Source organism: Schlesneria sphaerica (genome assembly GCF_044336245.1).
In the GTDB taxonomy this organism is placed as follows: Bacteria; Planctomycetota; Planctomycetia; order Planctomycetales; family Planctomycetaceae; genus Schlesneria; species Schlesneria sphaerica.
The window spans coordinates 4,193,539-4,213,378 of record NZ_CP172346.1 but is presented as its reverse complement, the minus strand read 5'-3'; the positions used below and the strand labels follow the sequence as shown (position 1 = coordinate 4,213,378).

Annotated in this window: 12 protein-coding genes; 3 read left to right on the top strand and 9 right to left on the bottom strand. The window is 56.8% G+C overall.

The window, feature by feature from the left end:
* The first annotated feature begins 453 nt into the window (after nucleotides 1-453).
* A complete protein-coding gene (locus ACGY09_RS15285; protein WP_397568404.1) occupies nucleotides 454-1,641 on the top strand; it encodes a reverse transcriptase family protein in 1,188 nt (395 codons plus the stop codon).
* An 88-nt stretch (nucleotides 1,642-1,729) separates the two neighbouring features.
* Here ACGY09_RS15285 and hslU read toward each other — a convergent pair whose 3' ends face one another.
* The 7 genes from hslU to ACGY09_RS15250 all read right to left on the bottom strand — a co-directional run bounded on the left by hslU (nucleotide 1,730) and on the right by ACGY09_RS15250 (nucleotide 12,023).
* On the bottom strand, nucleotides 1,730-3,094 hold the full coding sequence (gene hslU / locus ACGY09_RS15280; protein WP_397568403.1) for an ATP-dependent protease ATPase subunit HslU: 1,365 nt from the start codon (nucleotides 3,092-3,094) through the stop codon (nucleotides 1,730-1,732).
* Nucleotides 3,095-3,217: 123 nt separating this feature from the next.
* Nucleotides 3,218-3,802: an ATP-dependent protease subunit HslV gene (gene hslV / locus ACGY09_RS15275; RefSeq protein ID WP_373649374.1), complete on the bottom strand. Its 585-nt coding sequence runs from the start codon at nucleotides 3,800-3,802 to the stop codon at nucleotides 3,218-3,220.
* A gap of 140 nt (nucleotides 3,803-3,942) precedes the next feature.
* Nucleotides 3,943-4,692 (bottom strand): alpha/beta hydrolase, encoded by a 750-nt coding sequence (locus ACGY09_RS15270; protein WP_397568402.1) that lies wholly within the window; start codon nucleotides 4,690-4,692, stop codon nucleotides 3,943-3,945.
* Nucleotides 4,693-4,776: 84 nt separating this feature from the next.
* Nucleotides 4,777-5,796: an anthranilate phosphoribosyltransferase gene (trpD, locus tag ACGY09_RS15265; protein ID WP_397568401.1), complete on the bottom strand. Its 1,020-nt coding sequence runs from the start codon at nucleotides 5,794-5,796 to the stop codon at nucleotides 4,777-4,779.
* Nucleotides 5,797-6,307: 511 nt separating this feature from the next.
* Nucleotides 6,308-7,723, bottom strand: coding sequence for a Gfo/Idh/MocA family oxidoreductase (locus ACGY09_RS15260; RefSeq protein ID WP_397568400.1), 1,416 nt, complete (start codon nucleotides 7,721-7,723; stop codon nucleotides 6,308-6,310).
* Between the two features lie 128 nt (nucleotides 7,724-7,851).
* Nucleotides 7,852-8,202, bottom strand: coding sequence for an ATP-dependent Clp protease adaptor ClpS (locus ACGY09_RS15255; RefSeq protein ID WP_373649378.1), 351 nt, complete (start codon nucleotides 8,200-8,202; stop codon nucleotides 7,852-7,854).
* Nucleotides 8,203-8,249: 47 nt separating this feature from the next.
* Nucleotides 8,250-12,023, bottom strand: a complete 3,774-nt coding sequence (locus tag ACGY09_RS15250) for a hypothetical protein (RefSeq protein ID WP_397568399.1) — start codon at nucleotides 12,021-12,023, stop codon at nucleotides 8,250-8,252.
* 455 nt (nucleotides 12,024-12,478) lie between these two features.
* Here ACGY09_RS15250 and truB point away from each other — a divergent pair, with 455 nt between their 5' ends.
* The gene (truB, locus tag ACGY09_RS15245) at nucleotides 12,479-13,399 is read left to right on the top strand and encodes a tRNA pseudouridine(55) synthase TruB (RefSeq protein ID WP_397568398.1); all 921 of its coding nucleotides are present in this window, start codon (nucleotides 12,479-12,481) and stop codon (nucleotides 13,397-13,399) included.
* Between the two features lie 97 nt (nucleotides 13,400-13,496).
* Here truB and ACGY09_RS15240 read toward each other — a convergent pair whose 3' ends face one another.
* Entirely contained in the window at nucleotides 13,497-15,242 is a 1,746-nt protein-coding gene (locus ACGY09_RS15240) for a hypothetical protein (protein ID WP_397568397.1), read from the bottom strand.
* 308 nt (nucleotides 15,243-15,550) lie between these two features.
* On the opposite strand from ACGY09_RS15240, the gene ACGY09_RS15235 reads away from it, so the two are divergent.
* Complete coding sequence (locus ACGY09_RS15235; RefSeq protein ID WP_397568396.1) at nucleotides 15,551-17,428, top strand: sulfurtransferase; 1,878 nt, start codon at nucleotides 15,551-15,553, stop codon at nucleotides 17,426-17,428.
* A gap of 195 nt (nucleotides 17,429-17,623) precedes the next feature.
* On the opposite strand, the gene ACGY09_RS15230 is transcribed toward ACGY09_RS15235, so the two are convergent.
* A complete protein-coding gene (locus ACGY09_RS15230) occupies nucleotides 17,624-18,979 on the bottom strand; it encodes a trypsin-like peptidase domain-containing protein (RefSeq protein WP_397568395.1) in 1,356 nt (451 codons plus the stop codon).
* Nucleotides 18,980-19,840 lie beyond the last annotated feature (861 nt).

Genomic DNA, 19,840 nt, shown 5'->3' with positions numbered 1-19,840 from the left:
GGCCTTCCCTACCGGGATGAGTCAGACGCTGCGGGGTTACCCCGCAGTCGCAACAATGTTCCACATTCGAGCTGTGAAGAGTCGGCATCGGCAGTCTTAGCCGCAGCGACTCTTCGCCACGGGATCGGTTGTGCGGCCCGCAGGTCAGTAATGTTGCTTCGCAGGCAGTGGCCATACCCCGTTGCGTGCGGCGAACGGCAGGAAAGTTCAGCCAGTCAGGGTCGATTGGTTGGCGGTAACGGCTGCTTGGGAAATCGCTACATGGGCTTATTCAGTTGGCTGCTACAATGGTTTCGACGACGCCCCGAGCCTTCACCCCCCCAGCTCCAACCTTCGCAGAGTTTACCCGCCCCGGATTTCAGCGCGACTCAAATCGCTGTTTCCGACAATTGTCAGCAAAAGAGTCTTTCGGCCGCTGCGGTCGTGACGGAAGAACCTCGGCCTCGGAAGCGGTTGCCAAAATCGGCTCGCATTCGCCTGACACCTAATCGAAGAATCGTCGTCACAGCAGCGGAACGTCGAGCGATTCCCTTCATCGAAGCGAGCGGCGTTCCCCCGTACCGGTATGCTCGTTATGGGTCGCGAACGGATCACTATCTCGACCTCAGCCAGGACGGTAGCGAAGAACGGCTGCAGATATTTGGGCTGCCTGTCTTTCACACTCCTGAACAACTGGCCGAATGGATTGGAATTCCCCTCAACCGGGTTGCGTGGCTCATTCATCGCTTTTCCAATGGTCGACCTGAATCCCAGTCAGCCGCTCACTATCACTTCCACTGGGTCAAAAAACGGGCGGGTGGCTGGCGGCTGATTGAATCACCGAAGGGCTTGCTGAAGCAGGTACAGACAAAGATCCTGCATGAGCTTCTCGATCACGTCCCCGCCCATGCCAACTCACATGGCTTTACGAAGTCTCGTTCGATTCTGACGAACGCCCGGCCACATACCGGCCAGGCAGTGGTCCTGAAGTTCGATCTGTCCAACTTCTACACCACGGTCAGCTTCGCTCGCGTCGTGGCGATCTTCCGCAGCCTTGGCTATTCACGTGAAGTGGCAATCTGGCTCGGCTCACTCGTGACGTCGGCCGTCCCGGGCAATTTGAAGTTTCAGGAACAAGGACCGTACGCGCTGGTTCCTTACCTGCGCCGCCACCTCCCTCAGGGTGCTCCGACATCGCCGGCTCTCGCCAACCTTTCCGCATTTGGTCTCGACGTTCGGTTGTCGGGTCTGGCCAAGTCATACGGAGCAAACTACACCCGCTACGCGGACGACCTGACGATCTCGGGCCCGAAAGAGCTCAACTACGCGATTTCGACGATCATCCCGCTTGTCCAGCAGATTGTGCGGCAGGAACGGTTTCAAACGAATGGGAAGAAGCGGCAGATTCTCAGGTCTCACCAGCGGCAAACCGTAGCCGGGGTCGTCGTCAATCAGCGGCCTAACGTCGCCCGATGCGACTTCGATCAACTCAAGGCGATTTTGACTAACTGTGTCCGACTCGGCCCATCAACGCAGAACCGCGTCGGAGCCACCGACTTTTATCAGCACCTTCGCGGACGCATCGCCCACATTAACATGCTGAATCCCCTAAGGGGCGAACGACTCACGCAGTTATTCCTGGCGATCGATTGGACCAGGTAAGTCACGCAATGCGATCACCATTCCCGGGTCAGCCCCGGGAGCGGCGCACGGTTCATTCCTTCGACCGGGTACGTGGCGGTGTCTCGTGTTAGAGGATGAACTTGCTCAGGTCTTCGTCCTGACTGATCTGTTCCAATTGCTTCGCGACAAAATCACGATCAATGGAAATTTGTGTTCCCTGGGAATCAGGCCCCTGGAAGCTGATTTCTTCCAGAAGTCGTTCCATGATGGTGTGCAGTCGCCGGGCACCGATGTTCTGAGTTGATTGATTCACCCGCCAAGCAATCTCGGCGATCTCGGCCAATCCATCTGCGGTAAACGAAACATGGATACCGTCGACCTCAAGTAACTGCTGGTATTGCCGGGTGACCGAAGCAGAGGGTTCCGTCAAAATTCTCAGGAAGTCCGATTTGGTCAGTTCATCGAGTTCGACGCGAATCGGAAACCGGCCCTGCAGTTCGGGCATCAGGTCGGCAGGCCGGGACGAATGGAACGCCCCTGCGGCGATAAACAGAATGTGATCCGTCTTAAGAGCGCCATACCGTGTATTGACGGTGGCACCTTCCACGATGGGAAGCAAATCCCGCTGGACCCCCTGCCGGCTGACATCGGTCCCACTATGCCCCCCTTCGCTGGAGGTACAGATCTTGTCGATCTCGTCGAGGAAGACAATGCCGCTCTGTTCTGCCAGCCTGAGGGCTTCGTCATGGATGGCATCTTTATCCAGCAGCAACTCGGTTTCCTGCTCCATCAGAAGGCGGCGTGCTTCCACGACCGTCACCTTTCGATTCTTCGACTGTCGCGGCATGACTCGTTCGAACAGTTGCTGGAAATCGACATCCATCTGCTCGAGCCCCATGTTGGAAAACATCTGGACCGGAGCCTTGCGCTGTGGCACTGATAACTCAACCTGACGTTCATCCAGGGTCCCGGCATTCAGCATCTGGCGAAATTTTTCTCGAGTCCGTTCATGCCGAGCCGCATGCTCGTCAGCCGACACTGACTCTTTTTCATCATCTCGGGGCAGAGGCCGCGGTTCATGAGGAACAAGCAGATCGAGCAACCGTTCTTCGACATTCTTGCTGGCTTCGTTTTCGACCTCGCCCCGACGGCGTGCCTTCACCAGGTTGATCGACGCGTCGACCAGTTCACGGATCATGCTTTCGACATCACGACCGACGTAGCCGACTTCCGTGAAGCGGGTCGCTTCGACTTTGACGAAAGGAGAGCCAATCAATGTGGCCAGACGACGCGTGATTTCGGTTTTTCCGACACCTGTCGGACCAATCATGATGATGTTCTTCGGCGTAATCTCGCGCCGGATTGCGTCCGGGAGTTGCTGCCAGCGCCAGCGATTGCGTAACGCAATCGCCACGGAGCGCTTGGCTTTATCCTGCCCGACAATGTGCTGGTCCAACTCGGCAACGATCTGCCGTGGTGTCATGTCTCGCATTGGTCTTTTCCTTCCCCGTCCCTGAACTGGCGAGCCATCGTCGCCGCGACGAGACTTTTGTTCGTCATCTGAATCCTGTCGCAGTAAGCAGTCAGTGTTACAGCGACTGCGGACGTCCCTGAATCAGGATTGAGTTTGAGGAGTTCCAAATTCTTCGACGACAATGTTGTCGTTGGTGTAGATGTCGATCTCGGAGGCGATCTTGAGCGATTCGCGAACAATTTCTGCGGCGGTAAGTGAGGAATGCCGGATCAAACCTCGGGCGGCAGCAACAGCATAGTTTCCACCTGAACCGATCCCCAGGATTCCATCGGCCGGCTGAACGACGTCCCCTTGTCCCGTCACGAGCAGACTGTGATCAGCATCGACGACGATCATCATCGCTTCCAGTTTGCGGAGGACCCGATCGGTCCTCCAGTCGCGTGCCAGTTCCGTGGCGGCCCGCGGAAGATTACCGGGGAAGTTTTTGGCTTTGGCCTCAAATCGTTCGAGCAGTGAGAAGGCGTCCGCAGTTGATCCCGCAAACCCGATCAGCATTTTCTTATCGAGAATCCAGCGCACCTTACGTGTGTCTGACTTCAGAATGGCATTTCCGTAGGTGACTTGTCCGTCACCACCCAAAGCGACTTGTCCACGATGCCGAACAGCCAGAATTGTCGTGGAATGCGTTTCGACCTTTGAAGGTCGAGAATTTGTGCGGGCGTTCATGGTCAGCAGAACCAGTTCAGTTAGATATCAAGGAGGCCCCGCCGGACGCGGACCTGTCGTGCCGCCACCGTCAGCCAGATCGAGGGCCTCAACCAGCCCGCGCGGAAGGGTTTTTATTTCTCGGGCAGGTGGCAGTCGTATTATAGCGATGTCCTGCCATCGCCGATGGCTTCTCGCAGGAAAGTCCCGATCCGGTCCAGAACGACATGCGGAATTTCATGTCCACCGGCGAAGGGAAGAAACTCGACATCCGCCCCGCCGTGATTTAACAGGTCACGTAAAGTTCCTGCGGCAGCAAACGGAAGAATCGGGTCGTTGGTTCCGTGAGACTGGAGTACCCGAAGCGCTTTGTGCCCTGCCACACGCTCGTTCCAGGTATCTTCATTCAGCAACGTGCCGGACAAAATCACCAGACCGGCCGGGTTTTCGTCGAGATGCAAAGTGACATCCGTCGCCAGCATCGCTCCTTGTGAAAAGCCCCCCAGCAGAAAATGACTGAGGGGAACGTTCACTCGCTCGGACCATTTTCGAACCAGGCCCAGCATCATCTCTCGAGCCACCGGAAGTTCATCAGGACAGTCCTTCCGCAGATCACGGAATGTCCCGAGTGCAGCCGCCATTTGCAGTCGCCGCATATCGATGGGCCACCAGGCACGACCGTCGGGCATCCCCAGGTCTTCCAGACTGAGTGGCGCTTCGGGGAAGATAAACTGGACAGAACTGGCCATCCGCGGCTGTCGCAACAACATCTGACCGAGCGGAACCAGGTCCGTGCCGGGTGCACCGTACCCGTGACACAACACGACTACCGCGCGGGGAGTCGCTCCTGCCGGAAGGCTGTCTGCCACGTGACATTTCAAGCCGTTGAGATTCTCTTGGCGAAGTTGCATGGCGGTTTCAGTCTACTGAATTGAGAGGTGAATCTGTCTGTCGTTCACGTTCTTGTGGAGTTCCTGGGGAAGTCCACGAATGATTCAGCGGTTCGTCCATTGTGTCAATCGCTCGCACAGGTCTCTTGCCGCCCCGGAATCGACGACGTCTTTTGCGAGAATGACGGCGGCCTGGATCGAAACCGTTTTCCCTGCAGCCAGAAGTGCGGCTCCCGCATTTGCCACAACCATGTCATACGCCGGCCCTCGCTCACCTGCAAACACGCGACGGATCACATCCGCGCTTTCTGCCGCATTGTCGACGCGTAGAGCCTCTACATGACATTCCGGCAATCCCAGCGTCTCCGCCGTCCATAAGTGCGAAATCACTTCCGTCGGCGTGACTTCGAACACCATCGTGGAACCCCACAGGCTGACCTCATCCAGTTCATTGTTCCCGCAGACGACGAGGGCTCGCTGCGTCCCGAGTTTGAATAGCGACTGAGCCAGTTTCTCGGCAAAGTTGTTCTTGGTCGCGCCCAGTAACTGATACGAAGCCCTCGCCGGGTTGGTGAGCGGCCCCAGCAGGTTAAAGATCGTGCGGAATCCGAGCTGCTTCCGTACGGGCCCTACATGCTTCATGGCACTATGCAGGAGCGGTGCAAAGCAGAATCCGATGCCGACTTCATCAATACAACGACCAACCTGCTCGGCAGACAATTGCAGATTGACCCCCAGAGCCTCCAGCACATCGGCCGATCCGGATTTACTGGTTGCTCCCCGGTTCCCGTGCTTGGCCACCGGTTGCCCCGCGGCAGCTGCTACGAGCGCTGCGGCCGTGCTGATATTGAACGTCGAGAGTTGGTCGCCCCCCGTTCCGCAAGTGTCCAGCAACCCTTCCGCCTGACAGTGAATTGTTGTCGAGCGTTCTCGCATGGCCAGCGCGGCACCGACAAGCTCACCGACGGATTCCCCCCGCAAGCGAAGTGCGGTCAGAAACGCGGCAACCTCGGCCTCGGAACATTCACCATCCATGATGGCGTCGACTGCGGCCTTCATCAGTTCCGCAGGAAGCGGTCGTCCGTCGAGTAATTCGGCGAAAGCCGGCTGGAGAGCATCGTGCATTATTCGTGTTGTTCCAAGGTTCTTTGAGAGATCAATCTGAAGATTCTCGCCACGTCGGCTGCCTGCCCCCGCCCTTTCGGCAAGCTCTGAACGAGGAACGCTGAGTATATCCGCGGGAGATTTCGCGTGCGCGAATCTCCCGTTTGCGATGCGGATAAAAACGGCGGTGATTAGCCCACCTGCAGGTGATCGACGACAAGAGAGATGGCTCGTGACCGTGATCCGTTATTTTCCTGAACTGTCTTGAGATCCGCTTCGACACTCACCCCCAAATTGCAACCTGCCAACGTCGTTCGGCTTCGCCGATGCTGCCAGGAAACGAGACCGGCGATTGTACAGGAACAACAGGAAGTCGAGCGATCCCGGTACCGGTTCAGATTGAGTCAGTGCTGCCTGAATTTGGACGGATCGGAGATGCGATGGCGTGACCGATCCTTGATTTCGAAACAGTGAACCGACACTCTCAGCGTACGAGTGTCGGTTCGTCTCCATTTCGGCACCAGTTTCAGTATCAGACGCTGATATTGATTTCGTAGCCCTTTCGCTGCTCACGCGTGATCCACTTGGCGGCATCTTTGTCGTTGATGATCTGCTCCGTCTTGGGATCCCATTCGATCTTTCGGCCAAGGCGAATAGCGATATTCGCCAGATGGCATGTCGTCATCGCCCGGTGATGCGAATAGACATCACTGACCGGCAAGCCACGATCCTGCACGCAATCGAAGAAGTTTGCCATGTGAGCGTTGCGTCCCCCCTTGGGATCTTTCCCTTTGTAAAGATCTCGCAAGAGAGTCTCGGGAAGCGGATTCTTGGCGAGTTCCTCGACGGGTGCCCCGGTCAGCTTGCCCCGATTGACGAAGATCCGGCCTTCGGTTCCTTCGATGAGGACGCCATTATCCCCTTCGCTGGTGATCAGCATCTCGGCACCGTTCTCGAATCTGGCGGTGACATCGAACTTCGTCGCGACGTTATACCGGTCGGAAACTGTCGGCATCCCATTTTCGAAAGGAACAGGATGTTCCGCCGTTCCTTCGACAGAGATCGGGCCACTGTTATCCATCCCCAGTGCCCACATCCCGACGTCCACATGGTGAGCCCCCCAGTCCGTCATCTTTCCGCCGGAGTACTCGTACCACCAGCGGAATTCATAATGAGTGCGAGATTCCGGATAGTGCTTGTTGTTTCCGAATCCCCCCTGACGATATTCGGTCAGCGGTGCCTGCCCCAGCCACATCTCCCAGTTGAGCTGTGGAGGGATGTCGGCGACCGGAATCGCGCCGCTGACTTCTGCGCGATTAATCCCGCAGGTCACTTTCTTGATCTTACCGAGCCGACCGCTGCGGGCGATGGCGACGGCCTTCAAGAATTGGTTTTGAATCTTGCCGTCGTTCGCAGACATTTCCGAACGCTGCTGCGTTCCCACCTGAAACACACGTTTCGTTTCATTCAGAACCTTGATGATCTGCTTGCCTTCAAGGATCGTCAGTGTCAGTGGCTTTTCGCAGTAGACGTCTTTACCGGCCTGCATCGCTTCAATGGCAATTTTTGAGTGCCAGTGGTCCGTCGTCACGATTGTCACGACATCGATATCTTTGCGATCCAGCAGTTTGCGATAGTCTTCATACATCTCGGGATCGCCGGAAATCCCCTTCTTGCTTTGAATATCCCGGACTCGATTGCGTGCTTTTTCCACATGCTCGCGATCAACGTCACAGACGGCGACGCAATCCGAGAATTCCATTGCATTCGGGCCGACAGCGTTCCAGCGATCTCCCGTCCCCACACACCCTAGAACAGGCCGGCTGTTCACCGTCTGGCGGCCGAGGGCGAGGTTACTTGTAGACGTGAACCAGTAGGGTAGCGTCGCACCCGCCAGCGCGGCGGTTGAAGACTTCAGAAAATCGCGACGATCGGATCGGTAGCTCATCGATGATATTCCTCGCACGAGATCTGGGAGCGAAACAGAGTGATCGGAAGCGACAACCACTCTAGCGGAGCATGTGAACGGATGAAACCCGATCACGCCCCGAAGTGATTCTGGACCAATCCCCGACTTCAGGCCACGGGCTCGATATAGCAGCCCAAGGGAAAGGAGGCAGGCTTGGACGCGTAAATATCAGTCCCGAATCCGATGATCTGATCACGCTTCAGTTCAGCAACTTCCATCGCCCCGGTCCAGACCGCCGCCCGGCCCTTGGAGTCAATCTCGAGAGCCAGTCGGTAAGCCTCTTCTACGGTGTGTCCACAGATACGGCTCAGCGCATCGATCACGTAGGCGAACGTGTGCAGATCATCATCCTCAACGATCACCGAATATTGGGGCTGGCGCCGGGTCCGGGTGACGGGTGCGGGTTTCGCCGTCGACACGATCGTTTCTTCCACAACAATTTCTTCAAGCTCAGTCATCGCTCTGTTCCATCTCGGCAAGTCACCTGGGGAAAGGTAGGTTCAGACTACTCTTCGCTTCCTGTTCCCAACCGTTCGTAGTAACCACGCACCAGATCTCGATAGCGAGTCGGCACGGGGTCGCGATCGACGGGGACCAGTGATTCAGGCGATTCCTGCCTGGCTATTTCATCGGCCAGCCGCTGCTGGAGTTCGATCATGGGCTGATGCACAGAGGAGCGCACAAAATCCCAATTGGGTGTGGTCGTGTGCCGTTTGAATTCGGCTCGGGCACTCCGTGCACGATCACGAACTTTCTGAACTTCAGACTGAAGTCGGGGATCGCCGATCATCGATTCGACATCGCGCAGTCGCTCATTGAATTCCGTGAAGTCACCACCCGTGAGCGGTCCGCCCCCCTGGCTGTTCCCGCCACTGCCTCCACCTTCAGAGTTTTCTCCCCCCTCTTGCGAATTCCCCGGAGCGGGACGTGGACTTCCTGATGGTTTCTGTGACCGCGAATTGGCGGAAGATTGCCGCAGCGAAGGACGTTGACTGTCAGATCCCTTCGGATCAGGTTGCTCACCAGCAGGCCTTCCCCCGCCCTGTCCACCCGGTCGCGACTCCCCTTCACCACTTCCTTGACCTTCTCCCGCTTCACCCTGTGGGCTCTGACTATCACCGCTACTGGCAGCGGGCTGCGCACCGGACTCACCCGGACTCTCTCCTACTCCCTGAGCCCCTTCGCCAGCAGGCTGCTGGCCTTCTCCCGGTTCCGTCCCTTCGCCGGGTTTTGCGTCCGCTCCCGCCCCCTTGCCGCCGTCCGGTCCCCTTTGCCCCGCTGACTCATTCGTCTTCTCGTTCCCATCGTTGTTGCCATCAGCGGTCGAAGACTTGCCCGACGAACCAGCCTCTTGTGACTTGCTGGTATTAGCTCGAATTTCTTCCTCAAGCTGTTGCGAGAGAGCGGCCAGTTCTCTGCGGGCGCGCTTCAGCGAATCGATCTCATTTCCAAGGACCGATTCAGCCGCCTTTTCGATCCCCTTCTTCAGTTGATCGATCCCCGCCTGAGCCTGCATTTCGGCCTTCGCTGCTTCAGGCAGGATTCCCTGCTTTAGCAGTTGCTGCGTGGCTGAGAGCGCCTGGTCCAGTTTCGATTCGCGGGTCGAGCGGAGCATGTCATACAACTGCCTGGATAACAGCGGCTCAGATGTTTCGGACTCCTCGACAACTTGTTTGGCGTGATCCACAATCTCGTTTGCACGGAGCTGCTGTTGCTGAAACTCGGCCTGTAACTGAGACCGCTGCTGCGACTGTCGCAGAGTCCGGCTCGAGTCATCCGACAACTGAGCCAATTCTTGCGCAAGCTCTTTCTCGCGTTCGGCCAATTGTCGAACTTCTTCACGCATCGAACGCATGGCGTCAGCAAACTGAGCCGCTGTCTGCTTGCGAAAATCTTCCTGCATCTGTTTCAGTTCACGCTCGGCCCGCGTCCCGGCGCTGAGAGCCTGAGAGAGCTGCCCCTCACGCAGTTTTTCGGCCGTTTCGACCATCCGCTGGCGAGTCTGTTCCAATTGCTGTTTGGTTTCAGCGACGGTCTCCTGCTGGTTTGAGTGATTCAGCTTGTTTCGCAGTTCGTCTGTGTCATGCAGGATCTGCTGCTGCTCTTCGCGCAATCGCTTGAGTCGTCGTTCGATTTCCTCTCGATCCGCATCAGTCTTGGCCTGTCGCGCCTGGGCATCGAGGTCTTTCAACTGCTGGTTAAGTTCTTCCTGGCGCCGAGCCATTTCCTTCAGTCGGTCCAGAATCGCCAAGGCTTCGCGATTGACGTTGCTTTCCTGTTGCTTTGCAGTTTTTTCCGATTCGTAGCGGTCTTTGGACTGCTTCAACTCCAGATCAAGCCGTTCTTTTTCTTCGTTCTGTTGACCACTTCCTTTGGCCTTGGACTGCATCAGCAGATGTTCTTTGGCGCGCAGCTTAAGCAGCCCCTGGTAGGCGAGTTGTTCCGCGGCAGTCGCGGGAGTCAACGGTTGAACATTCTGCGAAGTCACCGCACGTTCCAGTTCACCGCTCGCCTTTTCCATCCCGTCGGAAATGGTCGAAAAAATCGGCTGCAATTGCGGCTGCGTCATTCGCTCGCGAAGTGCCTGCAGTTTGCGTGCGGCCTGCAACTGACCTTCGTGCAGGGTTTGAACTTCCTGTTCCAGCTTCGGCGACCACGTGGGATCGGGAGTCCTGACGGCTTTCCAGGTACCCACAATGATCTGCTTCTGAAGCTCAAGGAGTTTCGCGAGTGATTCGGGGGGCTTTTGAGAGTTCTGCATCTCTCCCGCCCCCTGCTGATCAACCTGGCGGTAAATCTCGTCGAAGGCCCGAACTTCCGCGAAAAAGACGTCACCATTCGTGCGACGGCGCTGACCATCCGGGCCGAAATCATCCGCGTAGAGGTAGTACGTCATCAACTCGTCAGGCTGCACCCGAAAGTCTTCCAGTCGCTGAAGAGAGGAAAGCTTATGTTGCTGACCGCCGCTGAGTTCACGTCCCAGCGGCAGCGTGACCGGTTCGCGTCCCGGCATCTGCACCACTAAACCGACTTCGAGCAGGCCAAAGTCGTCGATCGCGGTCGCATCCAGAGCAACTTCTTCCAACGGCGAGACTTTGACATCTTTCCCGGGAAAAACCAGTTTGAGATCTGGCGCGCGATTCGGAACGACATCAATCCGAAACTCTTCAGGATCGCGGTTTTTTCGGCCCGCATCGTCGGTCAGTTCCAGCTTCAGCCGCACCCGGCCTTCCGGAATGAAACTGCAACGATAGGATTGCGGCCGATCAGGATCAGCCTCGAGAGTCAATGTTGTTCCATCGGCCGAAACAAGCCGTGCACTGACAAGACTCTTATTCACGTGGCATGTAATCGAGATCCGTGTCCCCTCAACAACAGAGGCGTCGAAAGCATCCTCAAGTGTGTTCGCGGGAAGCTGCGTATAGCTGGGATACTCGAAACTCAGATCCGATCGAACGAGCGCAGGCAAATCGTAGACAGTGATGCGGTAGTCTTTCGTCTGATTGCCATCAAAGTCGATCCGATAAGAGATATCCTCTTTAACGACCGGCAGACGACTGGCAAAAACAGGGTCGTCGAGACTCTTTGCCAGCGCGAGTCTTGTTTCATTTCCATCCTCCCCCTTCCAGATGACGTGCACATCGGCGGGAGGCGTCCCCTGAAAACGTGCCAGAACCAGTAAACTGCTTCCCCGCTCCAGTTCCGCATCACCCGGTTCGACAGTCACCGGCAATTCCCCTGCCACGTTCTCGACGGCACGGTCACTGCTGGAAATCGCTGCCGCGGACCTGTTCGCCCCCTGGGTTGCCATCAAGCCGACGATGACGAACGCCGCCATTGCGGCGGTCTGATTGAGGATGGCTCGGCGCATCTGCCGGGGAGGCACCGCCTCGGTCCAGTCATTCATCCTGGCATGGTGCACCGCTTCGGAGATCACCTGACGCTGCAGCACATTGAGCCGGCCAGTTTGCACTTCCGGGAACTGCTCCAGAGCGGCCAGCAGGCGAGAGTTCAGTTCCGGAAAGGCCTGTTCAATGTTGCGAGCAACTTCAACTTTCGACGTCCCTAAGTAGCGTGACTGAATCCACACGACCGTCGCGACCAGCAGAGCTGCAAAAAACCAGACTGATCCCGGAACGAACGGACGCCCGGCGATCGCCCAAAGTGCAACTAGCACCGCGAATGCAGCCCAGGACCAGGTGAGTCGCCGCCACATCCATAATCGGCCCAGGCGCAGTGCGACCTTCGACAACTGCTGACGAAGTTGGATTTCCAGCATGCGACTCACTTCCAGCCAGATTCTGAGATTTCATGAGCGGAACCACACAGTCAGGATATCGCTTGATTTCCCGGTCGTCACCCCCGACTTTGAGCCACGCGGCCTGAAATTAAGATTCTCTGCCGACCGGAATTGCACTCCTCAACTCACAACGCAACGGGTCGAAGAACTTGTCACGTCCCGCGCCACGTCCGTCCTCATACGCACCCCGCCCTGATGGAGAATTGTCTTCCGCGAAGCGGGAGCGCAGGGACTCGAATTAAACAGTTCGATTCTGCAAACCGCTCCTCAATCCGAGCTCTTCTCCTGCGGGAGCGCGTGTACAGATTTACGCTACGTGCGCGATTGTTGAGTCGCTGTGGTTGGGCAAATCGGCTCGGTTCAATAATATGCCGACTTCATTTGTGTTTGGGTCTGGCGGTCGTTGCCATCCCCGTCCTGTTTGAAAAGACCAGATGAACTATTGCGGCGTACTCAACATTGACAAGCCAGAGGGGCTGACTTCCCGCGAGATTGTGAACCATGTCGATCGACTGGTCAGGCCCGCGAAGGTCGGACATGCAGGAACGCTCGACCCCCTGGCGACGGGCGTTCTCGTGGTCTGTGTCGGACACGCAACTCGCTTGGTGACCCTTGCCCAGGAAGGGCGTAAGCGCTATCTGGCGCGATTTGAGCTCGGCAAAACCAGCGACACCGATGATATCACTGGAACGGTCGACGCCGGGGGCGAATGGACTCATCTCACTGAAGATGACATTACGCGTCTGCTACCCTTGTTCACAGGCCGGATCGCGCAAGTTCCCCCGCAGTTCTCGGCCGTTCATGTGAAGGGAGAACGGGCGTATCACCTGGCACGTCGTGGGGAAACAGTCGAAATCGAAGCCCGGCCCGTCGACGTCTATTCTCTCCGGCTGACGGAATTTCAGTTGCCGGGGATCGAGTTGGAGATTGAGTGCGGCAGCGGAACGTATGTCCGATCGATCGGCCGCGATCTGGGTCATCGCCTTGGCTGTGGTGCGGTGATGACGAAGTTACGTCGCACGGCCGTCGGCCCCTTCGAAGTCAGTGACGCCATCACACTGGACTCTCTGACACCCGAAACGATCGCAGCCAGCCTTCAGCCTGCACTCAGAATCGCTCAGCACTTGCCGCAACGTGTGCTCAGCCCGCAGGAGACCGTGTCTGTTCGGCGAGGCCAGGCGATCCGACTGGGAATCCCCCTCTCGGTATTTGAAGAGGGGGGACCACTTCAGACGAGTGAACCCGCCTGCGTTCCACGCGCTGCACTGGTCGATGCAGATGAAGTGTTGATCGGGATCGGCGAAGTTGACTTTACCACCAGCCGCCTGCATCCACGTATCATTTTCCCGAACTGACGCATCGTTCTCATCAGCCGTTCGTGCAGAGCGGCATTCTCGTCAGTCCACACACGAGCAGCACACCGTGGGCAAAGTCGCTTGTGTCTCGAAACGACTACTGTTGATTTGCAGGCTGAATCGCGGAGGCGGGCTCGTCAGCCAATAGATCAGCAGGCAGAGGCAACTGATTAGGTGCCGCACTACCGCAACCATTCTCCTGCGACAACAGCGGTGGAGCAATAGGACCGACCTGGACCTCACTGCGGACGACGGGAATCTCGAACGATTCGTCATCAGCGACCGAGAAGTTCTGCTGGAGGATCCGGGGAATGGAAACGCGCCGTGCGGTCCATTTGGGGATCTCGTACCTGGACGTTGCCTTGGGTTGGCCTGCCTGGGACGCCGGAGGCTGATCAAGTCCTGCAGCAGCCACCTTCGAGAAACTTCCGGACAGTTTGTCAGAATCAATGGTCGCCTGCGGAGCGTTCGAAGAACCGAGCAATGACGGGGTCAGTGCCAGAGCAGGAAGTCCCGTTTCACTGGTTGCCTGGGTCGACCTTTTCGCTGCTTCTGCGAACGTCAGCTTCGGTTTTGACGCCACTTCGCTGATACTCTTGGGCTCCGTTTCGAGCTTCGGAGTCACTTTCAGACGGGACTCGGAATTCTGACTCGTCTCTGCACGAGGGACTTTTGCTTCCCGCAACAGGGGTGGCGTCTGAATCGTTTCTTCTGCACCCTGATGCTTTGGCGAGATTCGTTCCCGATAAAGAATCAGTGCATTCAGCGAGTGGAACAGCGGACCACAATCAATCTGGGCATCGCGCTGGAGGATCAGTTCACGTGACAGCGTCCAGACGGCGTTACGTACCCAAGGCTCATTGAGTCGTTCTTTGGGCAGGCTTGCAGAAAGGAACTCCATCGTGTGCCCGGTGGTGTTAAACCGCTTGTTCACGTCCGGGGTATAACCAGGTCCTTTGTAGGATTCGCTGGAGAAACTACCGTCCGAGTTCTGTAGCGACCGGGCGATTTCAATGTGCTGCTTGATTCGCTGATCGGCCTGCAACCAGACCCCACGCAACCGTCCGCCATTCTGCAGGTACTTGTCGCGAGCTCGGGTCAAGGCGTAGAGCCGATGATTCCCACCACAAGGAGCCCCTACGACGGGTTGACTGGTTTCAATCTGGACCAGTCGTTCGATGCTCCAGGGTTCATTGTGCTGGTTGTACCAGGTCGCGTCGGGCTTCAGAAAATGTTGCAGTGCCCACAACACCCAGGTCACTTCTTCGTTGGTGTTGACTTCCTTCATCGTATTGTTGACCAGATCATTCAGCGTGACGGTCTTTCCCTGCACGCGAAATTCGTGGTCAAGTGGCAGATTCGAATGAGACAACAGCGCCAGAAACTGCGAGGGATGTCCTTCGAAGGCGTAGATGCGGGTATAGGGATGAAACTTGGCCCCATGACTGGTCAGCAACATCCATGGCTGGTTGTCGAACTGAGGTTCCGTCGTCGACAGCCACTGGATGGCGTTGACTTTCTTGTCACCGAGTCGCAATACGGTGTCATGGCGCAACGCCAGAATGCAGTGAAATATCTGCCAGGGAGAATGCGAATTTGCGACCAAGGTCCGCTTGCTCGTGATTTCGATTGCACGATCAATCAATTGGACAAACTGATCTGACTGCGGCCCGGCGACGGTTGCTTCTGCCACGATTCGCTGAATCTCGGCAGGTGAATCCGCACGCGTGCTGAGGACACTGTTTTCAACCTGGGCTTCCACCTCAACTACAGCGAGCAGGACCATGGCCACGCCGAAGGTGAGCACAGACCGGACAAAACAGAGATCACAGCGATTATGCACAGTTCCTCCCATGAATCTCTCACTCTTCATCTGCAGTTACGTCTTCGGCCAGCGAGCGCAATCAGGATGAGTCGTTCCGTCCATTGAACCACGTTCTGCCCGTCCATCCGTGCTGAACCGGCAGTAATGGCGAATCGATTCCTGTGCGCTCACGAGCGCGGCCTGAGGCGTGCAGTGATCTTCGGCACTTGCGTAACCGGCTGACCACCTGTCAACATGCACGAGGATGAGCCTCCGTAATCGTCATAGCTTGACATTCCCACCTGGCGGGGCCGGTCAAGTCCGATGACACCTATCAGATGAAGACGATGCAGACAACCACGAATATCTCCGCCTACAAATTTGCTCCACTGTCTAACCTGAAGCCTCTGCGTGAACATCTGATCCAGATTTGCGCCGCTGGTAAGCTGAAAGGGACCATCCTGCTCAGCACCGAGGGAATCAATCTGTTTGTCGCTGGCAACCGAAGTGCAATCGACACATTGATTTGTGAATTGCGGCAAGTTCCCGGACTGGAAGATGTTGAGCCAAAAGTGAGTGAGAGTGCGGAACAGCCGTTTCGACGAATGCTGGTGAAAATCAAGAAGGAGATTATCGCCTTCGGCGTCGAAGGGATCGACCCCGCACGCGCCCCCGCTCCCAAGCTCCCCCCTCGCGAGTTGAAACAATGGCTGGATGAAGGACGCCCGCTGACACTGATTGACACGCGCAATGACTACGAAGTGCAGTTGGGGACCTTTCAGCACGCGATGTCGCTGAACATTGACCATTTTCGCCAATTTCCCGAAGCCGTCCGACAGCTTCCGGCAGAAATGAAGAAACAGCCCATTGTCATGTTCTGCACAGGGGGCATTCGCTGTGAAAAAGCGGGCCCGTTCATGCAGCGTGAAGGGTTCGAGCAGATCTTTCAATTGGATGGGGGAATCCTGAAGTACTTCGAGGAATGCGGCGGGGCTCACTACGACGGAGAGTGCTTTGTCTTCGATCAGCGAGTTGGTGTCGACCCGAGTTTGCACGAGTCCGAATCGGCACAATGCTTTGTCTGCCAGTCTCCGCTGACGCCCGAAGAACAGGAAGACCCGCGCTTCGTCGAAGGCCTTTCCTGTCCTTACTGTTACAAAACCACAGAGGAACAGCGAGCGGCAACTCTCGCCGAGCGCCACACCACGCTCCAGCAGGTCGTGAATCCCCTTCCCGGAAGTCAGCCATACGTCAACGAAAGGCCTTTGAACGTTCCGGCCGAGTATGATGGCGTTGCACTGCTCGACTTCCTCTGCGGTATTCTCAGTCACATTCCTCGGGAAGACTGGAAACAGGCGTGCGACGAGGGCCGCATCCGAAAACGGATTCATCCCCCATCACGCAGTCCAGGCCGACGCCCACAGCCTACGGAAGACTCTCCCACAATCGCCGCATCCCACGATGAACTCGTTCGTGCGGGTCAACGATATCTGCACATCATTCCGGGTACTCAAGAACCCGACGTCAACGTCCAGATCCGGATTCTCTACGAAGACGAAGCGATCATCGTCGTCCACAAACCAGCCCCCCTGCCGACACACCCGTCCGGCAGATTCAGCCGCAACACGTTGCAGTCGATCCTTTGTCAGGTCTATTTCCCCCAAAGCCCCCGTCCCTCGCACCGTCTTGATGCGAACACGTCAGGCGTGGTGGTCTTTGCCCGCACACGGCATTTCGCCAAACTCGTTCAACGGCAGTTCGAACAGACCGGCCCCGATGCCGTCTGCAAGCGGTACCTCGCACGAGTCCACGGCATCCCTTCGCAGGATGAGTTCGAATGCACCAGTCCCATCAGTGCGGATGCCGGGCAACTGGGATCACGTCACATCGACGACGAGCATGGCCTGGCGGCCCGAACCGGATTTAAAGTGCTCGAGCGTTTCCCGGATGGAACTTCCCTGCTGGAAGCCATCCCTTACACAGGTCGAACAAACCAGATTCGCGTGCATTTATGGCATCTCGGCCATCCCATCTTTGGAGATGCCACTTACCGCGTCGGGCATCAATTGGGAGACACACAAACCGTTTCGCTGGATGCTCCCCCGTTGTGCCTGCTTGCCCAGCGGATCGAATTCAAGCACCCCTTGACCGGTGAGCGAGTCCACTTCGAAACGGATCTTCCTCCCTGGACCGCCTCCGACTTTGTCATCGATTCAACGAAATGAGCTCCCCGATAACAGCCGGCCGCATCCAGTCTCCCGGACAACCTGGATGCCACCCATCATCGGACGAACATTCCATCGCCTGAAAATGGCTAACACGGCGCGACTGATCCAGTCGCGCCGTGCTTTTATCAAGTCACTGTCACCTGCCCTGCTGATCGAATCGCCATCCATCGGCTCAATCGAATCTGCGAAGGATCAGTTTCCAGCGGACGCAGTTCGGGGATTCGGCGAGATCGGCAGATATCCGAATCGGGTTTCCTGTCCCCGCACGAGGTAAAACTTCATCTGACTCTGTCCATCCGGGCCGGGGGTCTGCGTCATCATCTGATTCATGATCCAGGTGATGTTGTCGACGCTCATGGTTTCCCACTTGTCGAGTCCGACCAGGACGTCACCCTTCTGGATCCCATTAACAGCAGCAGGGCTTTCGGGCTTCACTTCAAGAACCCGCATTCCCCCTCGATACTTGGTCTTCGACAAGTGACTTCGCACTTCGTTCGAGGGCAACAGCGTCAGCCGCAATCCCAACTGCGACCAGAAGCGATCGGAATCATCATTGTTGGCCCGCGATACGACCTGGATATCGTTCGAGACTGAGGACCTGCCGCCGGCGTAGCTGGCCAGAGCGAGTGTCGTTTTGACTTCCCGATCATTCCGCTTGACGGTGATTTCAATTTTGTCTCCGACCGGACGATGAAGCATCGCTCGCTCGAAATCCGCCGCGTCGACAACATCAAGATTACCCGCCTTGACAATCACATCCCCCGATCGCAGCCCCGCCAATGCAGCGGGACTGTCAGGGTGAGCACCGTCAACCCGCAACATCCGTGTCGCACCCGACTTGATGTCCTTGCCGATCAAGCCATGGAAATTACCATCCAGATTCTCCACGCTCATCATCTTCGCAATGATGACTCGTGCGTCATCGATCGGAATTGCGAAACCAATTTTTTGAGCATTGGCGCGGATCGCGACATTGATGCCGATCACTTCGCCATCCATATTGATCAGCGGGCCGCCACTGTTGCCAGGATTGATCGCCGCATCGGTCTGAATCAAGTTCCGATACGATACGGTATCGTTGGCTTCAACATCGCGCCCCAGAGCACTGATGTATCCGAGCGTGACGGTCCCGTCGTAGCCGAAGGCGTTGCCGATGGCAATGACTTTTTCGCAGTACATCAAATCCGATGATGTTCCACAGGGCATCACCTTAAACGGTTTGGCGCCATCGACTTTAATGATGGCCAGGTCATGCTCGCGATCATAGCGAACCTTGCGAGCGACGTAGCTCGAACGGACCCGGTTTTCATCTTCGAATTCGACACGAATGGTGTCGACGTCGGCGATGACGTGGTAATTCGTGACCATATAGCCACGCTCATCCACAACGATCCCGGTACCCATCCCATTGATCTTGCGCGTCTTTTCAGAGGTAAATACGCTATTGGAAGGGTTCGCCGATTTCTCAGTATGGATGTTTCCGACCGACGGAAGTGTCCGCCGGGCGGCCAGTACTTCTGGCGTAACCCGTTCCGATGCACAGACCACCGTTGATCCTGCCAGCAGGATCAAGGCACTCCATAACTTACATGAAAATATGCTTCGTATCATGGAAGGTCTACTCGTGGGCGCTGAGGTTGGACAATAGGTGTTAATCAATGCGTCTGCCACAATCCCTCGCTGCGTCGGAGGACGATCCTTCATCTCCGTGCTTGTCCATCGACGGACAGGCGGGAATCGCTTGAAAGCGGGGGAGTGCGAGACGAACAGATTGCCTAGTCGAACGAAGTAGAAGACAGGAAAACTCTGCCTCCCCCACGCCACGGAGTTCCACCTTTTGGACTTCGACGGACCAGTTCGCTCAAGAAGACAGAGCTCACCCTGCTGCATGAGAGCCGCAGGCCAGAGTGCCCTGCAGAAATGGCCGCAATCGCCTCAAAATCTCCCGTCCGACTCAAGCGACCCCGCCCTCCGTCGCCCGGCAGACAAACCGATCCTCTGCCAACCCGAATTTCACATGTTCAAACCAGCAGTAGATTTCTGTCCAGACGGCTCGTACTTCCAATGCCAGCCCGAAGCGAAAACAACGACCATCCAACAAACGAGCCCTCCGCCAAGAGCTCTCCTCCGACCCTGTGTCGGTGGAAGTAACGACTGAGCCGCTAAGAGCAGAAAGCAGCCCCACTCAAAAGCTCTCCTCCGACCCCGCGTCTCATCGTACCACACAAGTCTGCCGTAACGGGTTCGTGAAACGCGATGTCGGTGGCATCCTGACCTTTGTTTCTGGGGCGAATGAGGTTCAACGATGGAGAATGATTGGAGACGGGGTCCACCCGAGCGAGTAGTCGGATGAAAGAGATCACGAGAGTGGGGAACGATGCTCTTGTATGGCAACTGGCGGGCTGTCAG

Coding starts and splice junctions, on each gene's coding strand:
- ACGY09_RS15260 (WP_397568400.1), bottom strand. CDS start 7,723: ATGAGCTACCGATCCGATCGTCGCGATTTTCTGAAGTCTTCAACCGCC.
- ACGY09_RS15270 (WP_397568402.1), bottom strand. CDS start 4,692: ATGCAACTTCGCCAAGAGAATCTCAACGGCTTGAAATGTCACGTGGCA.
- hslV (WP_373649374.1), bottom strand. CDS start 3,802: ATGAACGCCCGCACAAATTCTCGACCTTCAAAGGTCGAAACGCATTCC.
- ACGY09_RS15235 (WP_397568396.1), top strand. CDS start 15,551: ATGCAGACAACCACGAATATCTCCGCCTACAAATTTGCTCCACTGTCT.
- ACGY09_RS15255 (WP_373649378.1), bottom strand. CDS start 8,202: ATGACTGAGCTTGAAGAAATTGTTGTGGAAGAAACGATCGTGTCGACG.
- hslU (WP_397568403.1), bottom strand. CDS start 3,094: ATGCGAGACATGACACCACGGCAGATCGTTGCCGAGTTGGACCAGCAC.
- trpD (WP_397568401.1), bottom strand. CDS start 5,796: ATGCACGATGCTCTCCAGCCGGCTTTCGCCGAATTACTCGACGGACGA.
- ACGY09_RS15250 (WP_397568399.1), bottom strand. CDS start 12,023: ATGCTGGAAATCCAACTTCGTCAGCAGTTGTCGAAGGTCGCACTGCGC.
- truB (WP_397568398.1), top strand. CDS start 12,479: ATGAACTATTGCGGCGTACTCAACATTGACAAGCCAGAGGGGCTGACT.